This window comes from Pirellulaceae bacterium (assembly GCA_019636385.1).
Classification (GTDB): domain Bacteria; phylum Planctomycetota; class Planctomycetia; order Pirellulales; family Pirellulaceae; genus Aureliella.
Genome location: JAHBXT010000007.1, coordinates 114,150 through 138,858, shown reverse-complemented (window position 1 = coordinate 138,858; position 24,709 = coordinate 114,150). Strand labels below are relative to the sequence as shown.

Genomic DNA, 24,709 nt, shown 5'->3' with positions numbered 1-24,709 from the left:
ACTCGGTTACTTCGCACTGGTAGGTAGCTGAAACGTCTTGGTGGACTCCACGTGTTCCAGCAAATCAGCCTTGTTCCACCAAGTGGGCTTCATCTTGCGCTTAGAGTATAAGTGTTCGCCTTGATCCATGTAGTGCGGCGAATTCTCGTGCGCGGATTGCCCCCACGGTGTACAAGTGTACGAGCGAACACCATTCTTGTCGAAGAACATAGTGATCATCGCCATCGATCCACTGTTGGCGATAAAGCGTCCAGGTTGTAGCTTATCGGGCTCGGAACGCACATCGAACAGAGTCTCGGAGAAATTGGCTTCCTTGTCGCCTGCACTGTAATCAGCTCCGCCAACTGGGAAGTACTGGCCGCCTCGACCCACTACATGCACCTGCCCCCATGGAATATCCCAGCGACCATATTGTTCTTTGAGTTGATTGATGGTTAGTTTTAACAGCGACAGCGCTTGTTTTCGAGACTCAGTGGGTAGAGCTTGTTCCTGTCCTAGCGGCGAAAGGTCGATTTGTTCGCCGCACTTCAACCGCCAGAATTTGTATAACACAGAGGCGGTGGCTTCCGGTGTATAGTGTCCATCCCAAGCGAGGAGCGCTGCCACAGCCGCTTGGAATTCGGAGTCGGACTGAAAGTCCTGGCCGCATTCGGACAGAGCAGCTTTTAGTTCCAACTGCCAACGGTGGGCCAATATATCGTAGACGTCCAAAGTGATATTCTGAGCGTCTTCAACTGTGATCGAGGCATCGTGGTGCAACAAATCCACCGTTCGCTTGCCGCGAGGATTATTCAAGTCCCAACTGACGTTGTAAATATAGGGCGGATATTTGTCCGGGTGCATCGGCGAATCGACCATCATGAATTGAGGACTAATGTTGCAATTCTGCATGTAGCCTTGAGGCGGGTTTATGATATGCACCAAATCGGATTGGGGATGAATGCCCTTCCAGGCTGTAGCACTGGTCGTACCATCCACGGGCCGCGACCAATCGTAGCCTGCCGGTCGAATTGGCGTGGCACCGTTGCGGACGTAGGAAATATTACCCAAGACGTCGGCAGACATCACGTTTTGCTCGTTGTATTGATGAGCCGACAGGACCTGGTTGAACTCATGCACGTCACGGACTCTCGCCATGTCATAAAACTGCTGATACAGACCGGTTTGCTCGAAGTAGGGCGACGCGCCGACAAAAGCGGTGCCTGCGGCCATGTCGGGCTCACTAACAACTGGACCAAGATGCGTGTAGAAGGCCGGGCGAGTCACCGGTGGTCCATCTTTGACGGGGATTTTAAAGGTCTTCATGGTGATCGGCTTCCACTGGTCGTCGTACAGGTACTGGGGCTGCGGCACCAAGCGGAATTTGATCCGGTAGATATCCGATGTGTCGGGACCGCCAGTGGTCAACGCCCAACCAACATGTTGATTGTGGCCGATGCCCATCATGGGTGAACCGATCAAGTAGTAACCGTTCATGTGCAGATCGCCACCGTGAAATCGGGCTTCGTAAAGCACCGCCAAGCCTTCCCAGGTCAAATGCGGGTCCGACATTAGAATGGCTGAACCATCGGCAGAACGGGATGGGGAAACCGCCCATTGATTAGAACCCATACCTGGCTTGACCGGGTCTTTGCCACGTTTTAGATCGTCCATGACAGTGCCGATGGGCCAACGAAGGATCATGGCGCGTCCGACAGCCAATGGATGCCACGGTTGGATGTCGATGGCCACATCAGCCGCCTCGCCAGGATGCTGGTCGATGTAGGACTGAATACCCGCCACAAAGGCATTCAAATTAGCCTTCATGGCGTCTGATGCCTGCTCCAAAAATGCTTCATGGATACTATCGTTTCCTACCAGCCGCATCATGTAGTCTTGATCTACCATCGACTTACCCGTGACCTCGGCCATGCGCCCGATGGCGGTACGAATGGCCAAATAGATATCTGCCAGTCGGTCTTCAGCCTGGGCATAACCCAGAGCGTACATGGCGGCGGCTTCGCTTTCCGAGTAGACATGCGGTACGCCCCATGTGTCGCGATACAGAGTTGCTTCTTGAGCCCACAGACAATTCACGGAATTATGGACACATGACATGGCGGCCAACACGCAACACATCGTTCGGCACATTTTTGAATATTGGCTCATGTTTCACAGGCTCTCTTCAAGGTTTACAGGCGGACTGGTCGGCGCACATTATAGCAGCTTCCCAATGAGTCCTAGTCGTCGTCGGACGGTTCAGAGCGATCGTGATCTCCACTACCTCTACCGCTGCCACCGCCTTCACTATCACGCTTTTGTAAATACAGCTTGATGGGCACTTCGCCGAACGGTAGATGCTCGCGAAAGACGTTGATCAAGTACCGGCGGTAACTAGGTGGAAAGCCCAGCGGCTGATTGCACATGAGAATTATTGTTGGCGGAGTTGTAGCGATCTGCGAGCCAAAATAGATTTTGGGACGCCGATTCATATACAGTGGCGGCTGTTGCTGGGTGGTGGCCGCTTTCAGAAGCTTGTTGATCTGCGCTGTTGACACCCGAGTTTGAGTTTGCTTGTACAGCATCTGCGCGTGATTCAGCAGGGCCTTCATGTTCTTGCCTGTCTGCCCCGTTATGAAGGCGATGGGGCAATAAGACATTGACGGAAAATTCTCCCGCAGATATCGGACCCAGCGCTCAGTCGGTACTTTGTCAACCGCCAAGTCCCATTTGTTTGCCACAAAGATACAGGGTTTGAATTGCTGTTCGATGTAGTGAGCAAGCTGCTTATCAACTTTGCTAATTGACTCGGTGCAGTCGAAGAACAGCAGGCTTACGTCAGCCCGGCGGATGCTACGCTGAGCGCGATGCAAGCCGTAAAAGTCAATGTCGGTACGAATGCTCTTGTTGCGACGAAGACCGGGCGTATCGATGGCTACGAACTTGTGCCCGTCTAAATTGAAATGCACATCCACGCTGTCGCGTGTCGTTCCGGGGACTTCGCTGACGATCATTCGTTGAGCTTTTGCTAGGCTGTTTACGAATGTGCTCTTGCCCACATTGCGCCGACCGACGATCGCCAGCTTCATGCGAGGATCGGTGATGTCCGATTCGTCGGGATGCTTTTCAGGCAGTCGCTGAATGATTTCATCCAGCAATGTCTCGCGGTTACGGTTTTGCAGCGTGCTGACCGGGATCAGCCAGCCGCATCCCAGACGATGAAATTCGACTGCATGGGAATCCAGGCCGGCATGGTCAGCTTTGTTGGCCAACAGCAAGACAGGTTTCTGTACCTTGCGCAGTCGCTCAGCCACCAGTTCGTCCAGCGATGCCAAACCGGATCGAACGTCCACTACGAACATGATCAAGTCGGCTTCGTCGATTCCGGTAGAAATCTGCTCTTCGACTTCCTTGGTCAGATTGTCGCTATCTTGAATCCCCATCCCGCCGGTATCCATCAGCTCGAAGTAACGGTCGCCGTACTCGATGAGGGTGGTCAGTCGATCTCGAGTAACACCGGCTTGATCGTCCACGACCGCCAGCCTGCGTCCGTCTAACCAGTTGAAAATACTACTCTTGCCGACATTGGGACGGCCTACGATAACAACGCGAGGAACAGGCATAACAGATTGACGTGGGTAGTCCTCAAGCGGTAGTCGCCCAGCGCGTGTCGAGTGGGAGAACACCCGGCCTGCGGCGTAAAACCCGTAGTTTAGACGCAAAACAAGCCGCTGGCTATGCAGCCCGACTCGTTGGATGCAGTGGATTGGGTAAAATCTCGAGAACTCGCAGCCTGAATGAGAACCATGCCGCAACGTATTTACCTGGACAACGCCGCAACCAGTTGGCCAAAGCCACAATCGGTACTGGATGCTGCTTGGGACTTCATGACCAGCTGTGGCGCTACGGCTGGCAGAGGATCGTATGCCAGCGCGCGCCGGGCCGAACAGTGGCTGGCGGATGCTCGTCGCAGTTTATCCAAGCTGATCGGTGCCAGCGATTCAGGTTCCATCGCCTTTTGCAGTTCTGGTACTCACGCTGTGAATGCCGCCTTATGGGGCTTGGTCAATTCTGGAGACCATGTCATCACGACCCAGATCGAGCACAACAGCGTATTGCGCCCGCTGCATCAATTGACTCAGCAACTAGGCATTGATGTCGAGTACGTGCATAGCGATGAGCGGGGAATAGTCAGCCTAGAGCAGGCTCGTTCGCTGGTTCGCAGCCACACGCGCTGGTTTATCATTGGGCATGGTTCGAATGTAACTGGAGCTGTACAGGACTTGTCGGGCTGGAGTCGTTTGGCGCGCGACTCTGGAGCCCGGCTGATGGTTGATGGCTCTCAAACATTGGGTTATGTGGCAATCGATGTTCAGGCGATGGGCATCGACGTCTTTGCGTCAGCCGGACACAAGGGCTTACAGGCACTGGCTGGGACAGGCTTGTTGTACGTGAGCCCTGAATTGCAGGCCTCGGTAAGGCCGCTGATGACGGGAGGTACGGGGCTGCACAGTCAGTCCGTCGATCACCGGCCAGCTTGGCCGCATGCGGTGGAAGTTGGCAATCACAATCTGCCGGGAATCATTTCCATGGCGGCAGCGGCTCAGGAGTTGCTTATTCAAGCGCAAGATTCCCCCATCCGTTGGCAGGTGCAGTGGCGGGAAATGATGCAAGGGTTGGTCAGCGGACTGCGAGAGATACCCGGCGTGAAATTGCTGGGTTTCACAGCAGACGATTGGTCCGCCGCCCCAGGTAGGCCCATTGTCGATCGGTTGCCACTGATAAGTATGCAACTTGAAGGCTGGGATGTGCATGACTTGGCGGCCGTTTTGGACAGCCACTATGGAATCGAAGTACGCGCAGGACTACACTGCGCCGCCCTGATTCATTCAGCCTTGAATAGCCAAGAAGTCGGAGGCACCTTGCGGATCAGCCTGGGGCACCATACAACGTCTGCCGATATAGCTGCGGTGCTGGCAGCCATCACAGAAATCGCCACCAGTTCATAAGACATCGTTAGGAAATATCGAGTGGAGGAGTAGCATGGCCGAACCATGGTATCAGGATGGTTTAAAATTCCAGTGCACAGCCTGCGGTAAATGCTGCTCGGGAGAGCCCGGATATGTGTGGGTGAATTCCGATGAGATTGCCGAGTTGGCCCAGGCTATGAACCTGTCTGATGCGCAGTTCCGCCAACAGTTTGTGCGTCAAGTTGGCCGGCGTTACAGTTTACGGGAATACCCCGACGGCGATTGTCTGCTGTTGGACCCCAAGACACGCCACTGCTTGGCTTACGAGGGCCGTCCAATTCAATGCCGCACGTGGCCGTTTTGGAGTTCCAACCTGCGGACCAAAGAAGATTGGGAGCAAACCTGCCGAGTGTGTCCCGGTGCGGGCACGGGCAAACTGTATAGTTTCGATCACATCGAGATTCAGCGGAAGAAGAAGCGGGTCTGATTTCCAGTTTGCGTCCGTGGCCGGCGGCGCTAGGCAGCGCGGCGCGTGGCTTTGCCCGCATTCACAATTTCGCCCTTGTCGTTGACGTCCTCAAAACGAACTGCCACCTGCTTGCTGACTCCAGACTCTTGCATGGTGACACCGTACAACGTGTTGGCGGCGGTCATGGTCTTCTTGGAATGCGTCACCACGATGAATTTTGTCCAATCTAAGAATTCGGACAACACCTGCACAAATCGGCCGATGTTGGCTTCATCAAAAGGCGCGTCCACTTCATCCAGCACGCAAAACGGACTGGGGCGGTATTGAAAGATGGCCAGCAGCAAGGCCACGGCGGTCAGCGCTTTTTCACCGCCGCTGAGTAGCGAGTTGGAAAAGGACGTCTTGCCGGGTGGGGTGGCCACGATGTCGATACCGCACTCCAAGACATCCGCGCCGTCTTCCAATACGATATCAGCGTGACCGCCACCGAAGGACTTGCGATACAGCTTCTGGAAATTGCCGCGAATGGCTTCCAGTGTCTCCAAGAATAGTCGGCGCGAATCTCCGTTGATCTTGTGAATGATGCGTTGCAGCGATTCTTTAGCGGCTACTAAATCCTGGTATTGGCTATCCAAATGATCGTGCCGCGCCTGCAATGCATCCAATTCGGCAAGGGCGGTCATGTTGATCTCGCCGACTGAGCTGATGTCTTGACGCAGTCGCGTTGCCTCGGCGTTCATGGCCGATAGTTCAGCCGCATCTTCGACGATCTCCACAGATTGAAGGCTGTCGAAATGAATTTGATAGTCGTCGGCAAAACGCTGTAATAGGCTCTGGCCAGCCTGCCGGCTGCGTTCCAGTTCGCCTGCCACGGATTCCAATTGCTGATTCAACTTGTCCAGCGTCCGAGTGACCGACTCCAAATGTTTCGCAGTAACCGCTCGTCGTTGGCGCAGAATCCTGGCTTCAACGGCTAGCTGTTCCAGTTGAGCCTCTTCGGCTTCGGCTCCGCAATAATCTTCGGCGAGTTGGCTGGTCAGTTGCAGAATCTCCAGTTCCGCATGACAACGTCGCGACTCTAATCGGGCAATTTCCGCGCGAGTCTCATTGACTGCCAGCTGTCGCTCGTCGGCATGGCGCTGGCATTGTTGGAGACCTGACGAGGCAGACTGGAGAACCTGCTCGGCCCGAGCCAAATTTACTTGATCGGCAATATTGTCTTGGCTGGCCTGAGCGAACTGTGTTTCAAATTCCTGTAATGCCGCTTCGTACCCCGATAGTTCCGCGTCCAGCGAGTCGATTTTGAGCTGTCCTTCGGTCACAGAGTCCATGAGCGCAGCGATCATCGGCTCGACCTGCGCCCGATTTCGTTGATGGATCGTCAGATTTTCCTGGAGGCGTTGTGCATGTTTCTCGATCTCGTCCAGGCGTGTGGCGGCCGATTGGGCGGCCGAGCGATGGTGGGCTAGTTCTTGAGCCAGTTCTGTGGCATTGGCTTCCAACTGATGAACGCTAGGCAAGAGATGGCGTATACGGCTCTGCACGCGCTCGATTTCGCCTTGGAGCTTCTGAAAGCGATGCCTACCTTCTGCAATCTCGCCCAACGAGTTTTCGATTTCGCTGCGCCGCGACACCAGACCGCTCGATGTGCTCAACGAACCCAGTGTGATCGTTCCGTCTGCTTCGATCAGTTCGCATGAATGGGTCACAAATCGCAAACCGGCTCCGCGAAAATGTCCTAACTCAAGTGCGACTTCTAGCGATTGAACCAACCACGTTGTGCCCAGTAAGTAGCGCATCAGCGGTTGGACTTCGCGCCGATATTTAATCATGCGATCGGCGCGCCCCATGACGCCAGCCACGCCTTCCAATTGAACTTTTTCGCCAAATCGACTGGTTGGCACGCGGTCCATTCGCATCAGCATCAAGCGTCCCGGCACAGACAGTTTTCCCGAGCGAGCCAAGTGGATCAACTGACCATCGGTTAAGACCAGCGCATTGGCGGCTTGTCCCAGGGCTGTATCGATCAGCGGTGCCAGACCGACCTCCACTTGGATTAGATCAGCGACCAACCCGTAGATGGACTGCAGTGCTGGATCGGTACCGGCAGATTTTTGATTCAGCAGATGCCTGGCACCGGCATCCACGCCGTCGTAATGCCGTTGCAATTCTTGCAGGATCTCTAAGCGACTGTTGGCTCCTTCAAGCCGTCCCTGAAGTACGGCGGATTGTGCTTGTAGCTTAGACAGCAGGTCGCGATTGGTTTCTAACTCGTCACGGGCGCTGGCTAATTGTTGTGCTACTTGTTGGTGCTGGTGGTGGATGGCCTTGAGTCGCTCTGCCGATCGATCGGCAGTCTTGCGCGTACTTTGTTCTTGAGCCAAGTTGTCTTGCAAGGCCTGTTGAGTCTCTTGAATACTGGCTAACAGTTGTCCAAGCAAGTTGCGCTGTTCGGCGATTTGCCCCGCTCGGTCAGAAGCCTCTCGTAGCAGCCGTACATGTTCTTTGCGCAGGCTATCGTGCGACGCGGCACAGGCGTTTAGATTAGTACGGAGTTGTTCGACACGCGCCTGACTGGCCTCGGCCTCAGAACGCGCTTGAGAATGTTGATGTTCAGCTGTAGCTGCCGAACGCTGCGCTACGAATAATTCTGCAGCTTCCTCTTGCTGACGTTTCAGCATTTGCCCCAAGCGCACGGTTTGTCGAGACCACTCTTGAGAGGCTTCGTCGATACGTTGGGCGAGGCTGAGCTGCTGGTTTTGCGCTACAGCGATACGCTGCAACGCGTTTTGTAGAGAGCCTTCGACGCTTTGGCACCGCTGGGCAACTTGATGCAGGTGCATTTCGGCATCATGCGCCTGGCTGCGGGCCTGAGTAAGTTGCAACTGATGTGATTGTTGCTGTTGAACGATCTGGTCTTGCCGCGCCACCAATTGTTGCTGTGTGGATTGTAATTGACTGTATTCAGTCCAGCCCAATCGCAAGCGAATCTCATGCAAGCGCGTGGTCATCTGGCGATACTGCTGAGCTTTACTGGCCTGGCTTTTTACTTGATTCAGGTGCGTGGAGACCTCATCGACGATGTCTTTTAGTCGGACCAGATTGTGGTCCACTCGCTGCAGTCGGCGTTCGGCTTCGGCTTTTTTGGCGTTGAAGCGGCTGATGCCAGCCGCCTCTTCGAAAATCAACCGTCTGTCCTTGGGGGAAGCCTGCAACATCCGATCAACTTTGCCTTGTTCGATCAAGCTGTAGGCATCGACGCCAACCCCAGTGCCACGAAAGAGGTTCTTGATGTCTTTCAATCGCGAGGCTTGGCCGTTGATCAGGTACTCACTGTCTCCGTTGCGATAGACACGGCGGGTGATTTGCACCTCTTCCTCGTCGATCGGCAGTGTCTTGGTAGAGTTGTCGAAGACCAGCGTTGCTTCGGCGCTATTGGCAGGTTTACGTCCCGAGCCTGCGGAGCCTTTGAAGATGACATCGGCCATATCCTGGCCGCGAAGCGCTTTGGCGCTTTGGGCCCCCAAAACCCATTTAATGGCATCTACCACATTGGACTTGCCAGAGCCGTTGGGGCCAACAATGACAGTGATGCCATCCGGGAAGTTGAATCGCGTTCTGTCGGCAAAGCTCTTGAAGCCCGCCACTTCTAAGGCGACTAGCATGGATGGACTAAGCAGGTAAGAGTAAGGTTCAAGTCGGGTTTGTTCGCCACGTTGACGTTGATTTGCGCGTCAGCACGAATGGGCCTCCAGTTCGCTAATTCCACCACGACCACGGACGCAGCCAGGCAGTGCCAGTGGCGCGATCGGTGGTTTCAGTGCTGGATGGCGACATCGCCTGACCTGCATCTGCAGTTGTGGTGGCGGATGATTCGTCGTCCGCCTCAAGCGGCGATTGAATATTTGGAACGGGATTCATGCAGACCGGCACATCGATCAGTTTGGATTCATGGCATTGCCTGACCAGGTTGACCCAATCGCCGTATCCGCCCCCGACCTGACCAATGGCCTGTAAGACGCTCCGCAGATCGTCGGCACACTGAACGATTTGCGTTTGTTGGTCGGGGATGAAATGGCTGACGGTCATCTGTTGTGGGCCAGTGGGTTGAATCAAAATGCTAGGATTGACATTGTGAAAATCAGCCAGTTGCAGCTTGGGGACCGGGCCAAAAAATACGATTTCAGGCACTTCAAACATGCTCACCGCCACCAAAGCTGGCCCATGGCTGGGAACAACCAGCAAACCTCCAACCTGTGGGATTTGCTCAGCCTGCACCAGTGGATCGCGAGCATTGCGACGTCGTAGACTACGCAGTGCGCCATAGCGCGTTTCCGGCTCGGCTTGATGCACCAGTCCTTTCAGTGCGTCCTCGGCCTGATAATGGTCGATCGAACTCAGTGCGGCCAAGCACCTGCCGCGCAGCAGGGGCTGGCTGCCGGCCAGTTCGACCAGTGTCGGAATGCTACTCGCGTCACCCAAGTAAGCCAGGGCGTGCGCGCAGCAGAAGCGGACGGTGTCAGACGGGTGATTGACCCGAGCTGCGAGTGGCAGCACACTCGCTTGGCCAGCCGCCTCCAGTTCCCAGCACGCGCGCTGAACCTGCGAGGGATCATCCAATTGTTTGGCTAGCTGTTCAATTCGCTGCGTCTGTTGATCGCTGGACTGGCCAAAGCCAAGATGCAGAACGACATTGATAAAATGTTCGGGATCGGCAGCGTATCGCGAAGGTAGTTTTAATTCGATATAGTCATCGCTGATCGGAGTTGCGATACCGGCCTGTTGGTGGCCATCAAAGTAAGTGAATCGCCGATTGATGGCTGGAACGACGGCTGCCATCGTCAGCGCGTCGGCAAATTCGCTTGAAAGTCCAATCGCCAGTTCGCGTTCTTTCAGCATTCTTGCTCCGCCAACTACTACGGCATCCAGTTTGGCCTGCGGGTCTTGGCTGCCGGTGTACTGTGCCAGAGTGACAAGCGGCCCTTCGGCTTTCGCGCGATCGAAACTTTCGCGCACTCGACCACCCAGGTTTCCCATCTCTACCAAGGCAGTTTCTCGCAGCCAGCCATGAGCTAGATCTTGTGCCTCAGCATGCGACGACAATTTGACGGATACATTGACGCGGTCGCCTTTGCGTACCGCAGGTGGAATAGCCGCCAACGCGACGACCATCGCAGTCTGCTTCGAGTCCAGCACCGAATTGGGTTCCGGGACATCGTTGCGGCGCATGATATCTAACAGCTTTTCGCGCGGTTGGCTAGGACGAACCGAACCACCCGTACCAGGTAAATGCGTAACCAGTGCGATGTTTTCCAGGGTACCATAGTGCAACTGGCGGGCCGTTGCAATTTCAGAGATCAGCTGCGGGCGATCTTCGGCCATCAATTTCTTGCGAATCTGCTCGCGCTTGGAACCGTTGGTCTTGTTTCCTGGCATGTGCAGCCAGGAGGACACGCAGCCGGAACTAACCAAGCAACCTAGTACCGCAGTCCAGCCAAGTAGACTACGTCTGTTGCATTTCATCCAATAAGTCGATCGCATCCCTGCCTCGCATTTACGAAGATTCCCAGCGCCGCCAGACTACAAACGAAACCTGACGGGCGTCAAGCCGGGAATTGTGATGCTATCATTCGTTGGCTTGTAAAATAAGCCAGCAGAAATGAACGCCAGCCGAAAGGGGCTACTGGATTTTCGGGGCTTTCATTCGAGCGCCGTTTTGAAATAGCTCGAGCGAATCGACCTGTCCTTGATCATCGACGTTAAAGGTTATCGAGGCGGGGACAATCTTGTAATACCACTCTGTTTCAGATTTGGAGAATACTTGAAAGGTTGATTGACCGGTCAGGCCAACCATCAGCCGACCGTTATTGACACTGACTGTGAAAATCATCCCTGGCCCCAGTTGATAGGTCCCCGCATAACGCTGCAGTGTTTCCACGGGTACTGATACTTCGACTGGAAACTCACGCGGTGCGACATTCATGCCAGCCACCACTTTGAAAACGTCTTCCGCCAGGCGATCAACTTCCATGGTGGCGGTGTTGGCCAGCACAACAACGGCCTGTTTCAGTTCGCGGCTCACAAACAGCGCTGAATGGTAGCCGCCGGTTTGTCCATTGTGAAAGCGAGTCGAACCATCGCGGGCAACCAGCCAACCCAATCCCATGGCAAAATCCGTTTCGCTTGGCGGCGGTTGGTGAATTTTCCATGCCAGTTCGATGGCTCGCCCCAACTCATTGTCAGGTGGCTGCAATATTGCCTTGGCAAACAGCAGTAAATCGTGAACGGTACTGCGTACTGCACCGGCGCCTGCTAAGGCGTCAAAATCCCAGTTGCCGACGGATTGGCCGCTCGCATCGTGGCCCTCGGCCAATCGCGCGCGTTGATCTGCGGACAGGTCTTGTACCGTGTCCTGCAATGCTAACGGCTGGGTAATTCGCTGAAGTAGTAATTCCTGGTAGCTGACTTCGGCCTGGTCTGCCAATAACTGCCCTAACAATCCCATGGCGAGGTTGGAATACTCATGCTTCTCGCCAGCCATTCGTCGCAAACGATGTTGGCTGAGGAACTCGTACAATTTTTGTGGCGAGTAAGCCAGATACGGATTCTTGGGATCGCTGTCGGCCATGTTGCTGGGCATTCGCGGGAGTCCCGATGTGTGAGTTGCCAGATGTACTAACGTAATGTCGACTTGGCTATCATGCGGACTCGCGACTGTTGACGGAACAAGCTCGGTGAAACGTTGGTCCAGGCGCAATGGACCACGCTCAATGGCATCGGCTAGCAACAGTCCAGTGAAGACTTTACTGATCGAGCCGATTTCGTAGACGGTGCGGTCGTTAGGCACCGATTCAAGTTTGTCGGTCCATCGTCCATAGCCACTTGTCCATGACTGGCCGCCAGACAGTACACCAACACTCAGCCCCGAGATAATCTTTTGGTCGAGATAGGGTTGGACATGGCTGGATACCTGATCTCGCAACACATCTTGCGCGGTGGCAGTCTCAGCCCCGAAGCTTATCGCGCTAACTAAGCACAATAGACAGACACTGGCGGAGCGTGTTGGATATTGAAGGATCATGCTAGCAGTTCCAATATAGAATTCTCGTTAACCGGGCGAATGACACCTCGTTCGGTAATAATAGCAGTGATCAGTTCAGCGGGAGTTACATCGAAGGCCGGATTGTAGACCTGCACGCCTTCGGGAGCGAGTCGCAAACCGTAGGGCCGGATGACTTCGGCGGCATCGCGGTGTTCGATGGGAATATCCCGTCCATCTGTCAGTTCTAGATCGAATGTACTACTTGGAGCAGCGACATAAAAGGGTACTTGGTGATAGCGAGCCGCTACGGCCACTGCATAAGTGCCAATCTTGTTGGCCACATCACCTCGCCGAGTTATGCGATCGGCACCCACTAATACGGCATCGACTCGACGAGTTTGCATGACGTGAGCGGCCATGCTGTCGCAAATAATCGTTGTTGGTATCTGGTGGCGCTGAAGTTCCCAGGCGGTCAACCGAGCCCCTTGCCACAACGGTCGCGTTTCGTCTGCGTATACCTGGATGCGTTTGCCTTGATCCTGGCAGGCATACATCACGCTCAGCGCCGTGCCGTATTGCGCAGTTGCCAATCCACCAGCATTGCAATGGGTCAGCAGAGTTGCACCGTCGGGAATGAGGTCCGCGCCATGCAGTCCGATGGCGCGGCACATTTGGCGGTCTTCGGCTTCGATGGCCTGAGCCTCTGTCAATAGCGCGGCTTGCAAATCTTGCGCAATTGGTTCCGAGCGTGACATGACTTGTTCCATGCGTCGCAGCGCCCAAAAAAGATTGATGGCGGTTGGGCGGCTGGTAGCCAAATGGCGGATGGCACTCTGAACGGCTATGGCAAGTGGCTCGCTACTGCGACCTTGGCCACCAGCCAGAACGACACCATAAGCGGCTGCGATTCCAATGGCTGGTGCTCCGCGGACGCGCAGTTTCTTGATCGCTTCCCAAACCGCATCCACACTGTGGCACTCGATCCAACGCACTTGGCTGGGAAGCAGCGTTTGATCCAACAGCCTCAGATGACCCGCGGGTCCGCCGACCCACTGAAGACAAACCGGCACATCGACAAATTGCGACTGTGACGTCATGCTCATCCCGCTGACAGACTCTCATACGGTAGATTGAACGTGTCAGCGACGGCCCGATTGGTAACGCGATGATTGACGATGTTGGCCGCTGATTGAAGAGCCGAACATTGCTGCACAGCCTCAACGGTTCCAAGGCTGGCCAGTTTGATGACCCACGGCAAAGTTACATTGCACAGCGCGTAGGTGCTGGTGCGACCAACGGCCCCTGGCATGTTGGTCACGCAGTAATGCAACACATCGTCCACGATATACGTGGGATCCTTGTGCGTCGTGGGGCGGCTGGTCTCCAAGCACCCACCTTGATCGATGGCCACATCGATCACGACGGACCCCGGCTTCATCCGCCCAAGATCGTCACGTGTGACTAAACGCGGAGCCTTGGCACCGCGTATCAGTACAGAACCGATGATAAGGTCTGCCAATCGCAATTGCTCGCGGATGGTGTGACGATCGCTAAACAGCACGTTGACATTGGGCGGCATGACGTCGTCCAGGTAGCGCAAGCGGTCCATGTTAACATCTAAAATGGCCACATCCGCTTGAAAGCCAGCGGCAATGCGCGCAGCGTTGGCCCCCACCACACCACCCCCCAGGATGGTAATATGTGCAGGAGCGACACCTGGCACGCCACCAAGCAGAATGCCACGTCCCATTTGCGGGCGCTCAAGATACTTGGCTCCCTCCTGGATGCTCATGCGTCCAGCGACCTCGCTCATGGGAGTCAGCAACGGCAATCGACCTTGTTGATCCTCCAACGTTTCGTAAGCCAGGCAGGTCGCGCCTGACTGTATCATGGCTTCGGTCAAGCTGCGATCGGCAGCAAAATGAAAGTAAGTAAACAGCGTATGATCCGGGCGAATCAAGGCGTATTCACGCGGCTGGGGTTCTTTGACTTTGACGATTATCTGGGCCAGGCTGTAAATATCCTCAATACCCGCAACCAGTTCCGCCCCGGCCGCCAGGTAATCGTGATCGGCCAAGCCAGAGCCCATGCCGGCACCAGCTTGGATGAACACCTGATGTCCGCGGGAAACTAACTCTTCGACGCCCACCGGCAACATGGCCACGCGATATTCATCGGACTTGATTTCAGTAGGGACTCCAATTTTCATGAGGCGAACTCAGCACGCTACTTGGCTTCAAACTTGAAAATACACCGCGCTTGGCCGTTGTCGGTGCAATAGTAAACTTCGCCAGACTCGTCTTCGCCAAATGCTAGGACCGGTATACCGCCGGAAGCGATTTGTTCGTTGCGCGTGGCTTGGCCTGCCAGTTGATCGTAGGTCAGAGCCCAGATACCGCCACTGACGTAGTCAGCATAGAGATACTTGCCAGTCAGTTGCGGCAAGCGATCAGAAGAAAATACACGTCCACCGGTGATCGACTTGCCAACACCGTGATCGTATTCCCACACTGGTTCGATAGGCGCAAAGTCTGCAGGTTGGACTGCGTTGCCGAACGGCTTTGTGCCCTCGCGATAGCTCCAACCATAATTTCCACCTTTTTCGATCACGTTGATCTCTTCCCATAGCTCTTGGCCTACATCACCACACCACAGTCGGCCAGTCTGGCGATCAAAGGCGATCCGCCATGGATTCCGCAGCCCATAAGCATAGATTTCAGGTTTTGCTGACGAGTTGCCAACGAACGGATTGTCGACTGGAATACTGTAGTTCTGGCCATTGCGGGGATGATCCACGTCGATTCTTAGAATCGTGCCCAGGAGTGTACTGAGGTCTTGGCCATGTGAATGTGGATCATTGCGCAGCCCACCATCGCCCAGACCAATGTATAGATAGCCATCCGGCCCGAATTCAATGGCTCCACCGTTGTGGTTCTTATAGGGCTGCGGCAGCTCCAAGAGTACTACTTCCGAATCCGGATCGGCCTTCAGCGGGTCGCTGGCGGAGATTTGAAAACTGGAAATGACGGTCTTGTCGTCTTGGCCCAAATTGTAGGATACGAAAAATCGCCCATTGCTCTTAAAATCAGGGTGCATGGCAATTCCCAACAGTCCTTGCTCGTTGGCCATGGGGCTGGATGACCAGCGGCTGACCTTGTCGCTCAAATCCAGAACGATACTTGCTTTAGCAACATTCGGCTGGTTCTCGAACGTGTAGACGATGCCATTTTGGGCCGCTGCAAACAACCGCTTAGGAATCCCTCGAGCATACGTTAGTTCAATAAGCCGCAGTTGCTTAGTGACATTACCATCTTCGTCAACTGGCTGATATCCCTCCCACTGCAGTTCGGGGAAGGCGACGACCGGCTGGATGTCCAGCTTGCCGTCAACGGGTGGCTTGGGCAGTGAGCCGTCTTCGGTCAGACGACGAATCTTGATATTGCGATAAGCGACTCGATCCCCGTGATCCTGAAGGCAGATATGTCCTTTGCCAGTCTTGCCGAATTTCTTCATCTTGGCAAATTTGCTCTCTGCGACGCGTTTGTCCCAGTTCTGGTCTCCCAAATTGAACGTGTAATAGCGCACCCCGTTCATGCACACTTCGCAGCCGGTTGGCGAAATGCGCAAGTAGATTTGGTTCCATTGTCCGGCAGGTCGAGTTGCATCCAAATGCAGTCCGTTTTCTTTGCGAGGTGAATACAGTTGGTACAACCAACCGGCGCGCTGGGGATCGTGACCGGCGGCATTACATAGCACTTGGACTTCGGGGCCGGTGAACCACGGAGGACCAGCTCCCTCTTCGACGTGGAACATGATGCCGCTATTGCCTCCATGAGCGATGTTGTATTCGATCGACAGCTCGAAATATCGAAACTCCTGCTTGGTTATGATGTCGCCAGCACCTTTGGCGACGCGGGTTATCGCTCCGTCGTCAACCTGCCAGCCACTGCTGACCTGTTGCTGACCATAGTTGCGAAATTGGTCTGCCGTCTGTCCATCGAACAGCAGTTCCCAGCCGCTGATCGCTTCGGCTCGCGAGAGCTGATTGGCAGTCGCCTCGGCATGGCAGCCATTGCCTGGCAGCCCGAACAGTACGACCGCGCAGAATATATATAACCGCATGAAAAAATCCTTAATGCTAAGGGGTTACTGGTCAAACATACTACTCGCCAAACATGCATTGGCCAGAACCGCACTGTGGGCGACCGCAGCCCGAGGCTGGAGGCGGGCAAACCGGCAGGTTGTGGCCGCTCTTGGCCGGTGCTGCGGCAACGCTCAGCAATCGCTCCAATTTCTGGTGACCGCAATTGGGGCATGTGGCTTGTTGACGGTTGTCGCGCATCAACAGTTCGCACTGAGTCTGACAATTCGGGCAGTGGTATTCGTACAAGGGCATGGTGTCAAAAATTCCTACAGTTGTATTCGTGCTGGACCGAAGGTGCTGCATCCAAATAACTGCTGTTGTCCGCTTGCGACCTCAGACATCAGCCAGTGGGCGTTATTCTGGATGAGTGCCTGTGGACATGGCAGCCAGCGAAGGTATTCTAACCCGAGCCTGAGCCGCTGGCCACTGATGATTCACAGTGTTGCGCTTGAGCCAGCGGAGTCTTGGTAGCTACCCTCGCCAGAGCCCGGTGATGGTATGTGTACGCTAGCCGCGCGCCTTGAGCTGAAAAGTTCGCACCCGATCGGAAAGTATTCATGCAGCAACCATCGACGCCCTCCGCCTGGCAGCAGCTCAGCAGCCGCCAGTTGTCTACACAGCAAGTTCGTTGGGTTGACCAACAGGCGGTCCAGCGCTATGGAATGCATTCGTTGGTGTTGATGGAAAACGCCGCCATCGAGTGCGCTTACTGGATTCGCCAGCGTTTTAAAGCGGACAACAGAATCGTGGTGCTGTGTGGTCCGGGAAACAATGGCGGCGATGGACTGGTAATTACTCGGCAGCTGAGAAGTCGCGGCTGGAGTTGCCAGTGCTTTATCTTGGGGCCGGCCAGTAAGTTTTCGCCCGATGCGTACCAAAACGCTAAGATACTGCAAGCAGCCGGTGGTTCCGGACTGCAGGTTATCGATCCAGAACATGGGGCATTGCCGACTGACGAACTGTCATCTGCTGGTTTGATTGTAGATGCGATGCTCGGTACCGGTGCTCGAGGGCCAGCTCGACGCCCGCTGTGCGATTGGATCGAGGCCGCGAATCAGGCGCCGGCGTTTCGATTGGCCATCGACATTCCAACTGGAGTTGACGCAGATAGTGGTCAACTATTCGAGCCAGTATTTCAAGCCGATGCGACGTTGACATTCGTAGCACTCAAGCCCAGCATGGTGAGTGCAAATTCAGCCGCGATTTATGGCGAGCTGCATGTGTTGCCGATCGGCATCCCCGAACAATTGATTTTAGAGGTCGTGCAGCTTGATAGCCCTGCTCCGTCCTAAGCACTCGGCGTCTTGGTAGCTACCGTCGCCAGAGCGTGGACGAGTAATGTTTCCACCGCATGGTAGGTATGGCCACAGGTGTACTCATAGTGGCCGCTAGCTTGGTCGATACGCCTCTACACCATCGCCCGCTTCTTGATGACCCATCGTAAGTGGCCATCCAGATGGTCGATGTAGCTCTTCACCATGTACTGCAGTGTTACCTTACCTGACTCGTTGTGAATGCCAAAACGTTCAAAGGCTTCGTCAGGCAGCTTACGAAGGATGCGAGCGGTTAATTGCCGATTGCGATCGAAGAGGTCGATGGCCTCAGCCGCTTCGATGTCTTCCGAGCCGGGTAACTTGCTGAAGGCGGTTTCGTCATAGCCGATCAGCAGGGGCTTGTCCATGCTGGCGATGCGTTTCATACGATCGCTGGCAATCAGGTCACTATCCATCATGTGCAGCGCGATCTGATGCAATGTCCACGTTCCAGGAATAGGAACGGCCAGCAGTTGCTGCCGAGTCAGCCCTTGATATGCCTGACGTAGTTGCGAGCCACCTGCCACATAGTTTTCGATCAACGAGCGATCCATGGATGAGTTCCTTGACATGCGAAAACTTGTAACCGGTCAGGTCGGGCTCGCCTGCGCTAGCAGCGGGCCGTTGCCCGGCAAACAGCGGTGATCTAAAATCCAGTGCAGTGTCCAATAAATTTGAAAGCAGTACCGCACTATGGCCGTCGGTCAGTGTGACCGCCTGACAACAGTGAACAGTCGCCAAGGCGTCAGCTCTCTTGGGTATCGGTGGGTGGGGGTTCGTAGTTAAACTCTTGCCATAAAACATTATTATCCATGGGCTCGATCCGCAGCACCGTCTCACCATTTTGGAAGATACGCACTGTGCCGGTTGACTGACTAACAACGATGGCAATTGCTGTAGTTATTTGCGAAATGGCGGCTGCTGCCCAGTGGCGTGTTCCCAAGCCTTTGGAGAGCGTCAAGTTGGCATGAGTCACTTCAATGATCTGGCGACTACGCTCCACGATTCCTTCTGGTGAGACGACAAAAGCACCGTCCATCTGCGCAATTTCTTTCAGATCCTCGCGGACGCGAGCGTCAAACAGACTGCGCATTTCGCGCTTGTAGCCGCGCAATGGATCGAAGCCAGCATCCTTGCAATGCTTCAATACCTGTCGCAGTTCGCCGATGACAAACAAGGCACCGACCTTCTTGCCCTCGCGTCCTTCACGGCCGATTTGAGCCGCCAGATCAATGGCAGTCTTTAGGCTTTTCAGTGGTACACTGTGCTCCAAGCGCTGCAGGTCGCGAGTTGTCAGTCGCCGCAGGCGATCATCGAGCCGAATTGAGCTAATCGAATCCAGCTTCTGTTGTTCGAAAGCGCTGTAAACCGCGACTACGTTTCCGTCGGTTGGCAGATAGCCGTCGGCCACCGCTTCTAACAAAGCGTGTTGCAGCCGTTCCAGCAGCGGCGATTTCTCCTTGTGCAATGTTAACGGTAGTAGTCCGGCTAACTCTGCGCCTTTAAGATCATTCGCCGAGTCGGCAGCAACAATAACGTTTTCGATGCCGTGTGGCAGGGTTTGCCTCAGCTTCTCCCAGTCCATGGGGCCGTCCAGCAGAAGCAACATAGCATCCGCACCGGTCTGAAACATCAACGCGCCAGCCGTTTCGACAATGGTGGTCAGTTGCTTGGTGAAGCGATGTGTGGCCATCGTTGTACGGAAGTCATGGATTGCGGTGCACGTTTGTAGAAGTCGCTAAATGTAGTCGACACGCTGGCTGGCAGCAATCACGGTTGGCAGAATCAGCCCTGAGGCGAGCGGCAAATGAGTAGCAAGCGTCGCTCTCGCGGAGTGTGAATGGTGTTTTCCAGCGCCTGGCGGCGATGGCTACTGGAAAGCTCTGGTTGGCCACTCTCGCGTCAGCGCTTGCTGGGAGCTGGGCGATCGACGGTCAGTCGCGGCGGCTGGTGATCCTTGAAAACTCGCTTGCGATATAAAGCTAGAGCTCGCAGCGAATGGCCACGCGGGCCAATGGGCCAATCCCGCTGCGGGTTTTCGCCGATGGAATCCAACAAAAAGTTGACAGCTCGCTGAATCTCCGGTGATCTCAGATGCTCGTCCGGCATGGTGTAGACAAGCCATTCCAGAATGTGGCCGGTAGTTTGGATTTTGCGATCGACGTTAGGTTCGTCGGCGCGGCGCTCGAACCATTCTGTGCTGAAGCCGCCGTCTGGATTTTGCAGGGTAAGTGTATAGGCGATGAAATCGTCCAAGAACTTCTCGGCTCGAGCAAAATGCCCTGTGATGGACAGTCCCGCCTCTTGTCGGCGATTCACGGCACAGCTCAGTCCCATTAGCCGGTGGGTACCGCCGCAAGCCGCTCCGTTGACCGGTTGTGCTAGCTCCTCAGCCACCAACTTCTCAATATTCCACCTTTGCCCGCGGTTGTCGCGCCACACGTCATTGGGATCAAGGTAATGGGCGAAGGCAATCAGCTTGAAAGTCAACTCGGATTTCTCACGGCAAGTTGCCTTTTCGTATTGCACCAAGTCCATGACAGTGTAGCGCCGATTGCCAATTTGCAGTGGATAGTCGGGTTGCACATGCGACTGCGCCAAGATGGCTAAAAATTGTCCCTCGTGCCCCTGCACTCCGGGCCCGATGTTGGGCCGGAAGCCACTCCTGGTAGGCTGAAACATCCGCTGTCGAGCACAGACTCCATTGTGGCAGAGCCACCCAATCGTGTTGGCGCGCTGTTTGCCGGCTAAAACTTCCGATTCAACCCCAAAGGGGAGGATCGTGTGCATCAACGCCCAAGGGCCGCGGCGAACGATGTTTTCCGGATGCGTGCGGAAGTAGTCCAAGCATTGATCAATGCGACGCATCATTTCCAATTCAGCATCGCTAAATCCGACAGCGTTTGAGCGACCGGCAGTTTCCAGGCGACGTTCGGTCTTGGTGGCTTTGGCGGCCGGAGCGTCAAACGGATGTTCCTCTTGTTCCAGCGGAACGTCGTCCGGCTGCGTCGGCAGATGCGCCACAGCACCACTGCAGTCCACTTCACCACCTGGACACTCCTGCGTGGATTCTCGACCGTCCGAAGCTTGGATTTCGTTCGACTCGCCCCTGGACCGGTCGGCTGCAAACTCTGAAGGCTGGTCTGCAATTGAATCAGTCCCCGTGTCTAACTGCCAATCGCTCGATTCAGGATCATTTGCATCATCGACTACAGTATCTGAATTGACATCGGATTCCGTTTCGAACCCCGCCCATTGGTCGGAGGTGAATTTGCTTGGAGTGGCAGCCGCATCCATCAGAAAATATTCGTTCAGTATGTGAACTTGTGAGGCGGAGTCAGCAGTTTCGCTGGCCTGAAGTGTCGGCTTGCCCTGTGGAGTGAGGGTCTCTGGCATCGTTCGTGCAGAATCGAATTGCGACGCGTAAAGCGGTCCGGCTGCGGCGGGTGGCGATCCCACGGCCGCTGACGGCGGCGGAAATCTCTTGAGTCGAACTGTACTATCAAGAGTATCGCTAAGCGTTTTGCGGTAGATATTGGAATTCGCGGCCGGCACCGGACCTTGGTCAGCAACCATTGCTCCTGATGGGGTGCTGCCTATGTGATCGCCACTGGGCGCGATTAGCTGAAGCCCGGGGGTTGCAGCATCCAGAAGCAGTCTGTCGGTTGAAATGTCATTGGTTGTGTTTGATTCAGGAGCACGTGCGGCGGCAGTTGCTTCATTGACGGTACCCCCGGAAGATTCAACAGGCTTTACAGCGCTGGTACTGCGCTTCAATTGAATGGATACCACTCCATCGGACTTGACCGATGGCTGGTCAGCCAGCATCAGGACAGGGAATGCCAGCATTCCCATCCACAGCCATGCGGCCAAATTCGGCTGGTAGATAAGTTCTCGCACCAAGGACATCGGTGAGTGGAGCGACATGGAGACTTTTCATTACGAGTACACAACGATGCTAGCGTTGTGAAAGATGCGGAGTCGACATCCACTCTATTCGGCATCCGCAGCCACTTTCCTGAAGCTGCATGGTGCCGACTTCGGGTACTCGGAATACTCGCTGCACATGAGCCCTCAGTTTCTCAAGTTTGGGGAGTCAGTGCCTTCAGCCACATACTGTGAACCTAGCTCATTTCCCAGTTGCGCGATCTCACCTTCTAGCGAACATTGCCATGACTAGACTGCGGTTCAGTCATCAGGATCGGAGCTATCCTTAATTACGAATCGCGCGTCCAATCGGGCTACGGATTCAGCCAATCCAGCGGCTCGCACGCTGCTTAGGACTTCGTGGAAGTTCTTGTAGGCGCTGGGGGCTTCGTCTAGCGGGTAGGTCCGGCAATTGCTCAAGATGTCACAGGCCAACAGTTCGCTGTCCACCTGCTGCTGATTTAGACTGCGCTTGGCGCCTCTGCGAGACATCGCTCGACCGGCTCCGTGATTGACGGAATAGCAGGCCCGCTGTGCGCCGGGCAATGCCACCATGATCGCCGATCCATCGCGAGGATTTCCTGGCAACAAAATCGGATGCCCCGTGGTTGCAAACGGTGTGCCTTCCAGTTCGGGATGCCCGGCTGGCATGGCTCGCGTGGCCCCTTTGCGATGAACCCACTGCAATTGGCCATCCACGGTTTCTTGGCGAGCGATATTGTGGCTGATGAAGTAGATCAACTGACCTTGTGTCCCTGGCAACACTTGCTGGAATGCCTCCAGAACAAGTTGATTGATGAGCAGGTGGTTGACCGTGGCAAAGTTCGCTCCCAGCGCCATGTCACACAAATAGTCGTAGGCTTCTGGCGAGCCAACTTCGGCATACACCATGTCAGCGTCGCCTCCCGGGAATCCAATACGCTTCTTTTTAAAGCGATTCTTGAGCGTAGAAAACTGATGAGTGGCCAAAGTGTGTCCCAGCCCACGCGAACCGCAGTGGGACAAAAAGGCTATCTTACCATGCTGCAAGCCGAAGCCTTCACCGATGGCTCGGTAGGTTGGATCATCGCTCAAGTAGACAACTTCACACTCACCAAAATGATTGCCGCCTCCATAGGAACCCAACTGAGCTGACTGCTGAGCGAACTTGGAAAGCTTGTCGCGTACCAGCCGTTCCAGACGAACCGCGATCGAATCGTATGAGCCATCGGGGCCACAGTGCGCGGAATCCTCGCAGCGTTCGGCCCAATCGCTGGGTATTCCCAGCTTGCGCAGGACGTTCTTTGAGCCGCCCGTGGAAGCGGCTTCAAATCCCAACCGCTCGTCGATCTTTCGGCTCTTGGGAACATCGCGCGATCCGCGTCCGGCTCCAGTTGGAATGCGTTGGCCGATGGCACGAATCAGTTCGCGGCGAACTCGACGATCCGCGATCGCCTGGGCCTCGATGTTGGTCTGCAGCAGGCTCATCGAGCACTTGATGTCCACGCCAACGGGTCCGGGATAAATATGTGTCGGCGAGACCATCACACAGCCTACCGGAGCCCCGTAACCCAGATGAGCATCCGGGTTGATGACAACCTGCGAAACGCCGGGTGCTAAACGAGCATTGATTGCCTGAGCCAAACACTGATCTTCCAGACCATCGGCAATCGTTTGGTTGGCTATAACGGTAATTGGCGAAACGGCATCCCCAAGCTCAAGATATGAAAGCCCTGCATCCTGGCGCCTCATTAGGCTGCGATAGGAAGAAGGCTTGGGTGCGTCGGGTTGAAAGGCATCTAACATTTGATATCGGTTAGCAGGCTTTGAAGGACGGGATTCAGCGGGGCCGCGTTATATCCTGGCTGTCTGTCGCAATGTTGGTTAACGATAGGCACAACTTCGACAGGGATTGGATCGGTCTTGCGCCGGTCCACCACCGGCACAAGTGGCCTCAGGTAGGAACGGACAGCCTGCTCCTAGCCCAAGAGGCGATTGGTTGATTCCCTCCCAATTTTACCTGCACTGAAGACAGGTGGGGGAGTTGGCTGTTCATGTGCCAGGCTTATATTAAGCACATGAGCGTCATTCCGGTGGCAATACACAAGTTAGCAGACGGCATCGAGATTGCTTGGAGCAATGGCGACCGTCGGCGGTATTTGCCCCGTCAACTGCGAGATGCCTGTCCCTGTGCGGTCTGTCGCGAAAAATCCAGTGGACAATTGCAGAAGCCAATGGCCAGCATTTCGATGCCAGTACTATCGCCCGCCGAGTTGCAGCCGCTAGAGATTGTGCGCATGCATCCGATCGGCAACTATGCTTACAGCATACACTTTTCCGACGGTCATAATTCTGGCATCTTTACTTTCGATCTGCTCCATCAGCTCGGCCACCCCATAGCCGTACGCTCCGAGCCGATGTAGGGCTGATTCCGGTAGGCAATCAAGATCCAGAGGATCAATTTCATGGGCTTCAGGCCGCATCACGCCCGCCTTGTGAAGGCGGGTTGGATTGCCCGTGTACAGCCCCGGTTTCTTATGCCTCTGCAGTATCGGTCTCGGCAAGGCCGAGAAACGTGGCTGCTGCGGAAGCTTGATGGGGCACGCTACGAATGTGCAAATCGCGCTAGGGAAATGCCATTTCGATGCCATGTTGCTGATAGCAGTCATCTATCGCCACATTGAGATCCGTCAATACTTGCGAGCGGTGCTCAAGGCTCAACAAATAAGTCCGCAGTGGCAGATTCAGACAGCTATCAACAAAAGAGTCAAAGTCTGCTGACGAAGCAGATTCTTGGAAGACAAGCCACACTTGCCCTACTTGGGCTGTCCACGTTCTGTCGAACGTAGACAGCCGTTGCCTGCCCGCCTGAACGTAGCTAAGCGG

At 55.0% G+C, this 24,709-nt stretch carries 18 protein-coding genes; 5 read left to right on the top strand and 13 right to left on the bottom strand.

The window, feature by feature from the left end:
* Positions 1-6 precede the first annotated feature (6 nt).
* Positions 7-2,148, bottom strand: coding sequence for a penicillin acylase family protein (locus KF752_20465; GenBank protein MBX3423939.1), 2,142 nt, complete (start codon positions 2,146-2,148; stop codon positions 7-9).
* A gap of 71 nt (positions 2,149-2,219) precedes the next feature.
* Positions 2,220-3,602 carry a ribosome biogenesis GTPase Der gene (gene der, locus KF752_20460; protein MBX3423938.1) on the bottom strand — a complete coding sequence of 461 codons (1,383 nt, stop codon included), beginning with the start codon at positions 3,600-3,602 and terminating at the stop codon, positions 2,220-2,222.
* A gap of 183 nt (positions 3,603-3,785) precedes the next feature.
* On the opposite strand from der, the gene KF752_20455 reads away from it, so the two are divergent.
* On the top strand, positions 3,786-4,988 hold the full coding sequence (locus KF752_20455; GenBank protein MBX3423937.1) for an aminotransferase class V-fold PLP-dependent enzyme: 1,203 nt from the start codon (positions 3,786-3,788) through the stop codon (positions 4,986-4,988).
* 34 nt (positions 4,989-5,022) lie between these two features.
* Positions 5,023-5,436, top strand: coding sequence for a YkgJ family cysteine cluster protein (locus KF752_20450; GenBank protein MBX3423936.1), 414 nt, complete (start codon positions 5,023-5,025; stop codon positions 5,434-5,436).
* A gap of 29 nt (positions 5,437-5,465) precedes the next feature.
* Here KF752_20450 and smc read toward each other — a convergent pair whose 3' ends face one another.
* The 7 genes from smc to KF752_20415 form a co-directional block, all read right to left on the bottom strand.
* Positions 5,466-9,083: a chromosome segregation protein SMC gene (gene smc / locus KF752_20445; GenBank protein ID MBX3423935.1), complete on the bottom strand. Its 3,618-nt coding sequence runs from the start codon at positions 9,081-9,083 to the stop codon at positions 5,466-5,468.
* Between the two features lie 94 nt (positions 9,084-9,177).
* On the bottom strand, positions 9,178-10,854 hold the full coding sequence (locus tag KF752_20440; GenBank protein ID MBX3423934.1) for a flagellar basal body P-ring protein FlgI: 1,677 nt from the start codon (positions 10,852-10,854) through the stop codon (positions 9,178-9,180).
* 244 nt (positions 10,855-11,098) lie between these two features.
* Positions 11,099-12,499: a serine hydrolase gene (locus KF752_20435; protein ID MBX3423933.1), complete on the bottom strand. Its 1,401-nt coding sequence runs from the start codon at positions 12,497-12,499 to the stop codon at positions 11,099-11,101.
* Complete coding sequence (gene mtnA / locus KF752_20430) at positions 12,496-13,557, bottom strand: S-methyl-5-thioribose-1-phosphate isomerase (GenBank protein ID MBX3423932.1); 1,062 nt, start codon at positions 13,555-13,557, stop codon at positions 12,496-12,498. Before mtnA ends, KF752_20435 begins: the two co-directional genes overlap by 4 nt.
* 2 nt (positions 13,558-13,559) lie before the next feature.
* Positions 13,560-14,669, bottom strand: coding sequence for an alanine dehydrogenase (ald, locus tag KF752_20425; protein ID MBX3423931.1), 1,110 nt, complete (start codon positions 14,667-14,669; stop codon positions 13,560-13,562).
* Between the two features lie 17 nt (positions 14,670-14,686).
* Complete coding sequence (locus KF752_20420) at positions 14,687-16,582, bottom strand: PQQ-dependent sugar dehydrogenase (protein ID MBX3423930.1); 1,896 nt, start codon at positions 16,580-16,582, stop codon at positions 14,687-14,689.
* 40 nt (positions 16,583-16,622) lie between these two features.
* A complete protein-coding gene (locus tag KF752_20415) occupies positions 16,623-16,856 on the bottom strand; it encodes a zinc ribbon domain-containing protein (GenBank protein MBX3423929.1) in 234 nt (77 codons plus the stop codon).
* 305 nt (positions 16,857-17,161) lie between these two features.
* Between KF752_20415 and KF752_20410 the strand changes: the two genes are divergently transcribed.
* Entirely contained in the window at positions 17,162-17,896 is a 735-nt protein-coding gene (locus KF752_20410; GenBank protein MBX3423928.1) for an NAD(P)H-hydrate epimerase, read from the top strand.
* A 116-nt stretch (positions 17,897-18,012) separates the two neighbouring features.
* Here KF752_20410 and KF752_20405 read toward each other — a convergent pair whose 3' ends face one another.
* The 4 genes from KF752_20405 to KF752_20390 all read right to left on the bottom strand — a co-directional run bounded on the left by KF752_20405 (position 18,013) and on the right by KF752_20390 (position 23,629).
* On the bottom strand, positions 18,013-18,471 hold the full coding sequence (locus KF752_20405; GenBank protein MBX3423927.1) for a DinB family protein: 459 nt from the start codon (positions 18,469-18,471) through the stop codon (positions 18,013-18,015).
* A gap of 191 nt (positions 18,472-18,662) precedes the next feature.
* Positions 18,663-19,610, bottom strand: coding sequence for a DNA integrity scanning protein DisA nucleotide-binding domain protein (locus KF752_20400; protein ID MBX3423926.1), 948 nt, complete (start codon positions 19,608-19,610; stop codon positions 18,663-18,665).
* A gap of 209 nt (positions 19,611-19,819) precedes the next feature.
* Complete coding sequence (locus tag KF752_20395) at positions 19,820-21,844, bottom strand: hypothetical protein (GenBank protein ID MBX3423925.1); 2,025 nt, start codon at positions 21,842-21,844, stop codon at positions 19,820-19,822.
* A 261-nt stretch (positions 21,845-22,105) separates the two neighbouring features.
* Complete coding sequence (locus KF752_20390; protein MBX3423924.1) at positions 22,106-23,629, bottom strand: RtcB family protein; 1,524 nt, start codon at positions 23,627-23,629, stop codon at positions 22,106-22,108.
* A gap of 248 nt (positions 23,630-23,877) precedes the next feature.
* On the opposite strand from KF752_20390, the gene KF752_20385 reads away from it, so the two are divergent.
* Positions 23,878-24,246: a DUF971 domain-containing protein gene (locus tag KF752_20385; protein ID MBX3423923.1), complete on the top strand. Its 369-nt coding sequence runs from the start codon at positions 23,878-23,880 to the stop codon at positions 24,244-24,246.
* 172 nt (positions 24,247-24,418) lie between these two features.
* Positions 24,419-24,604, top strand: coding sequence for a hypothetical protein (locus KF752_20380; protein ID MBX3423922.1), 186 nt, complete (start codon positions 24,419-24,421; stop codon positions 24,602-24,604).
* Positions 24,605-24,709 lie beyond the last annotated feature (105 nt).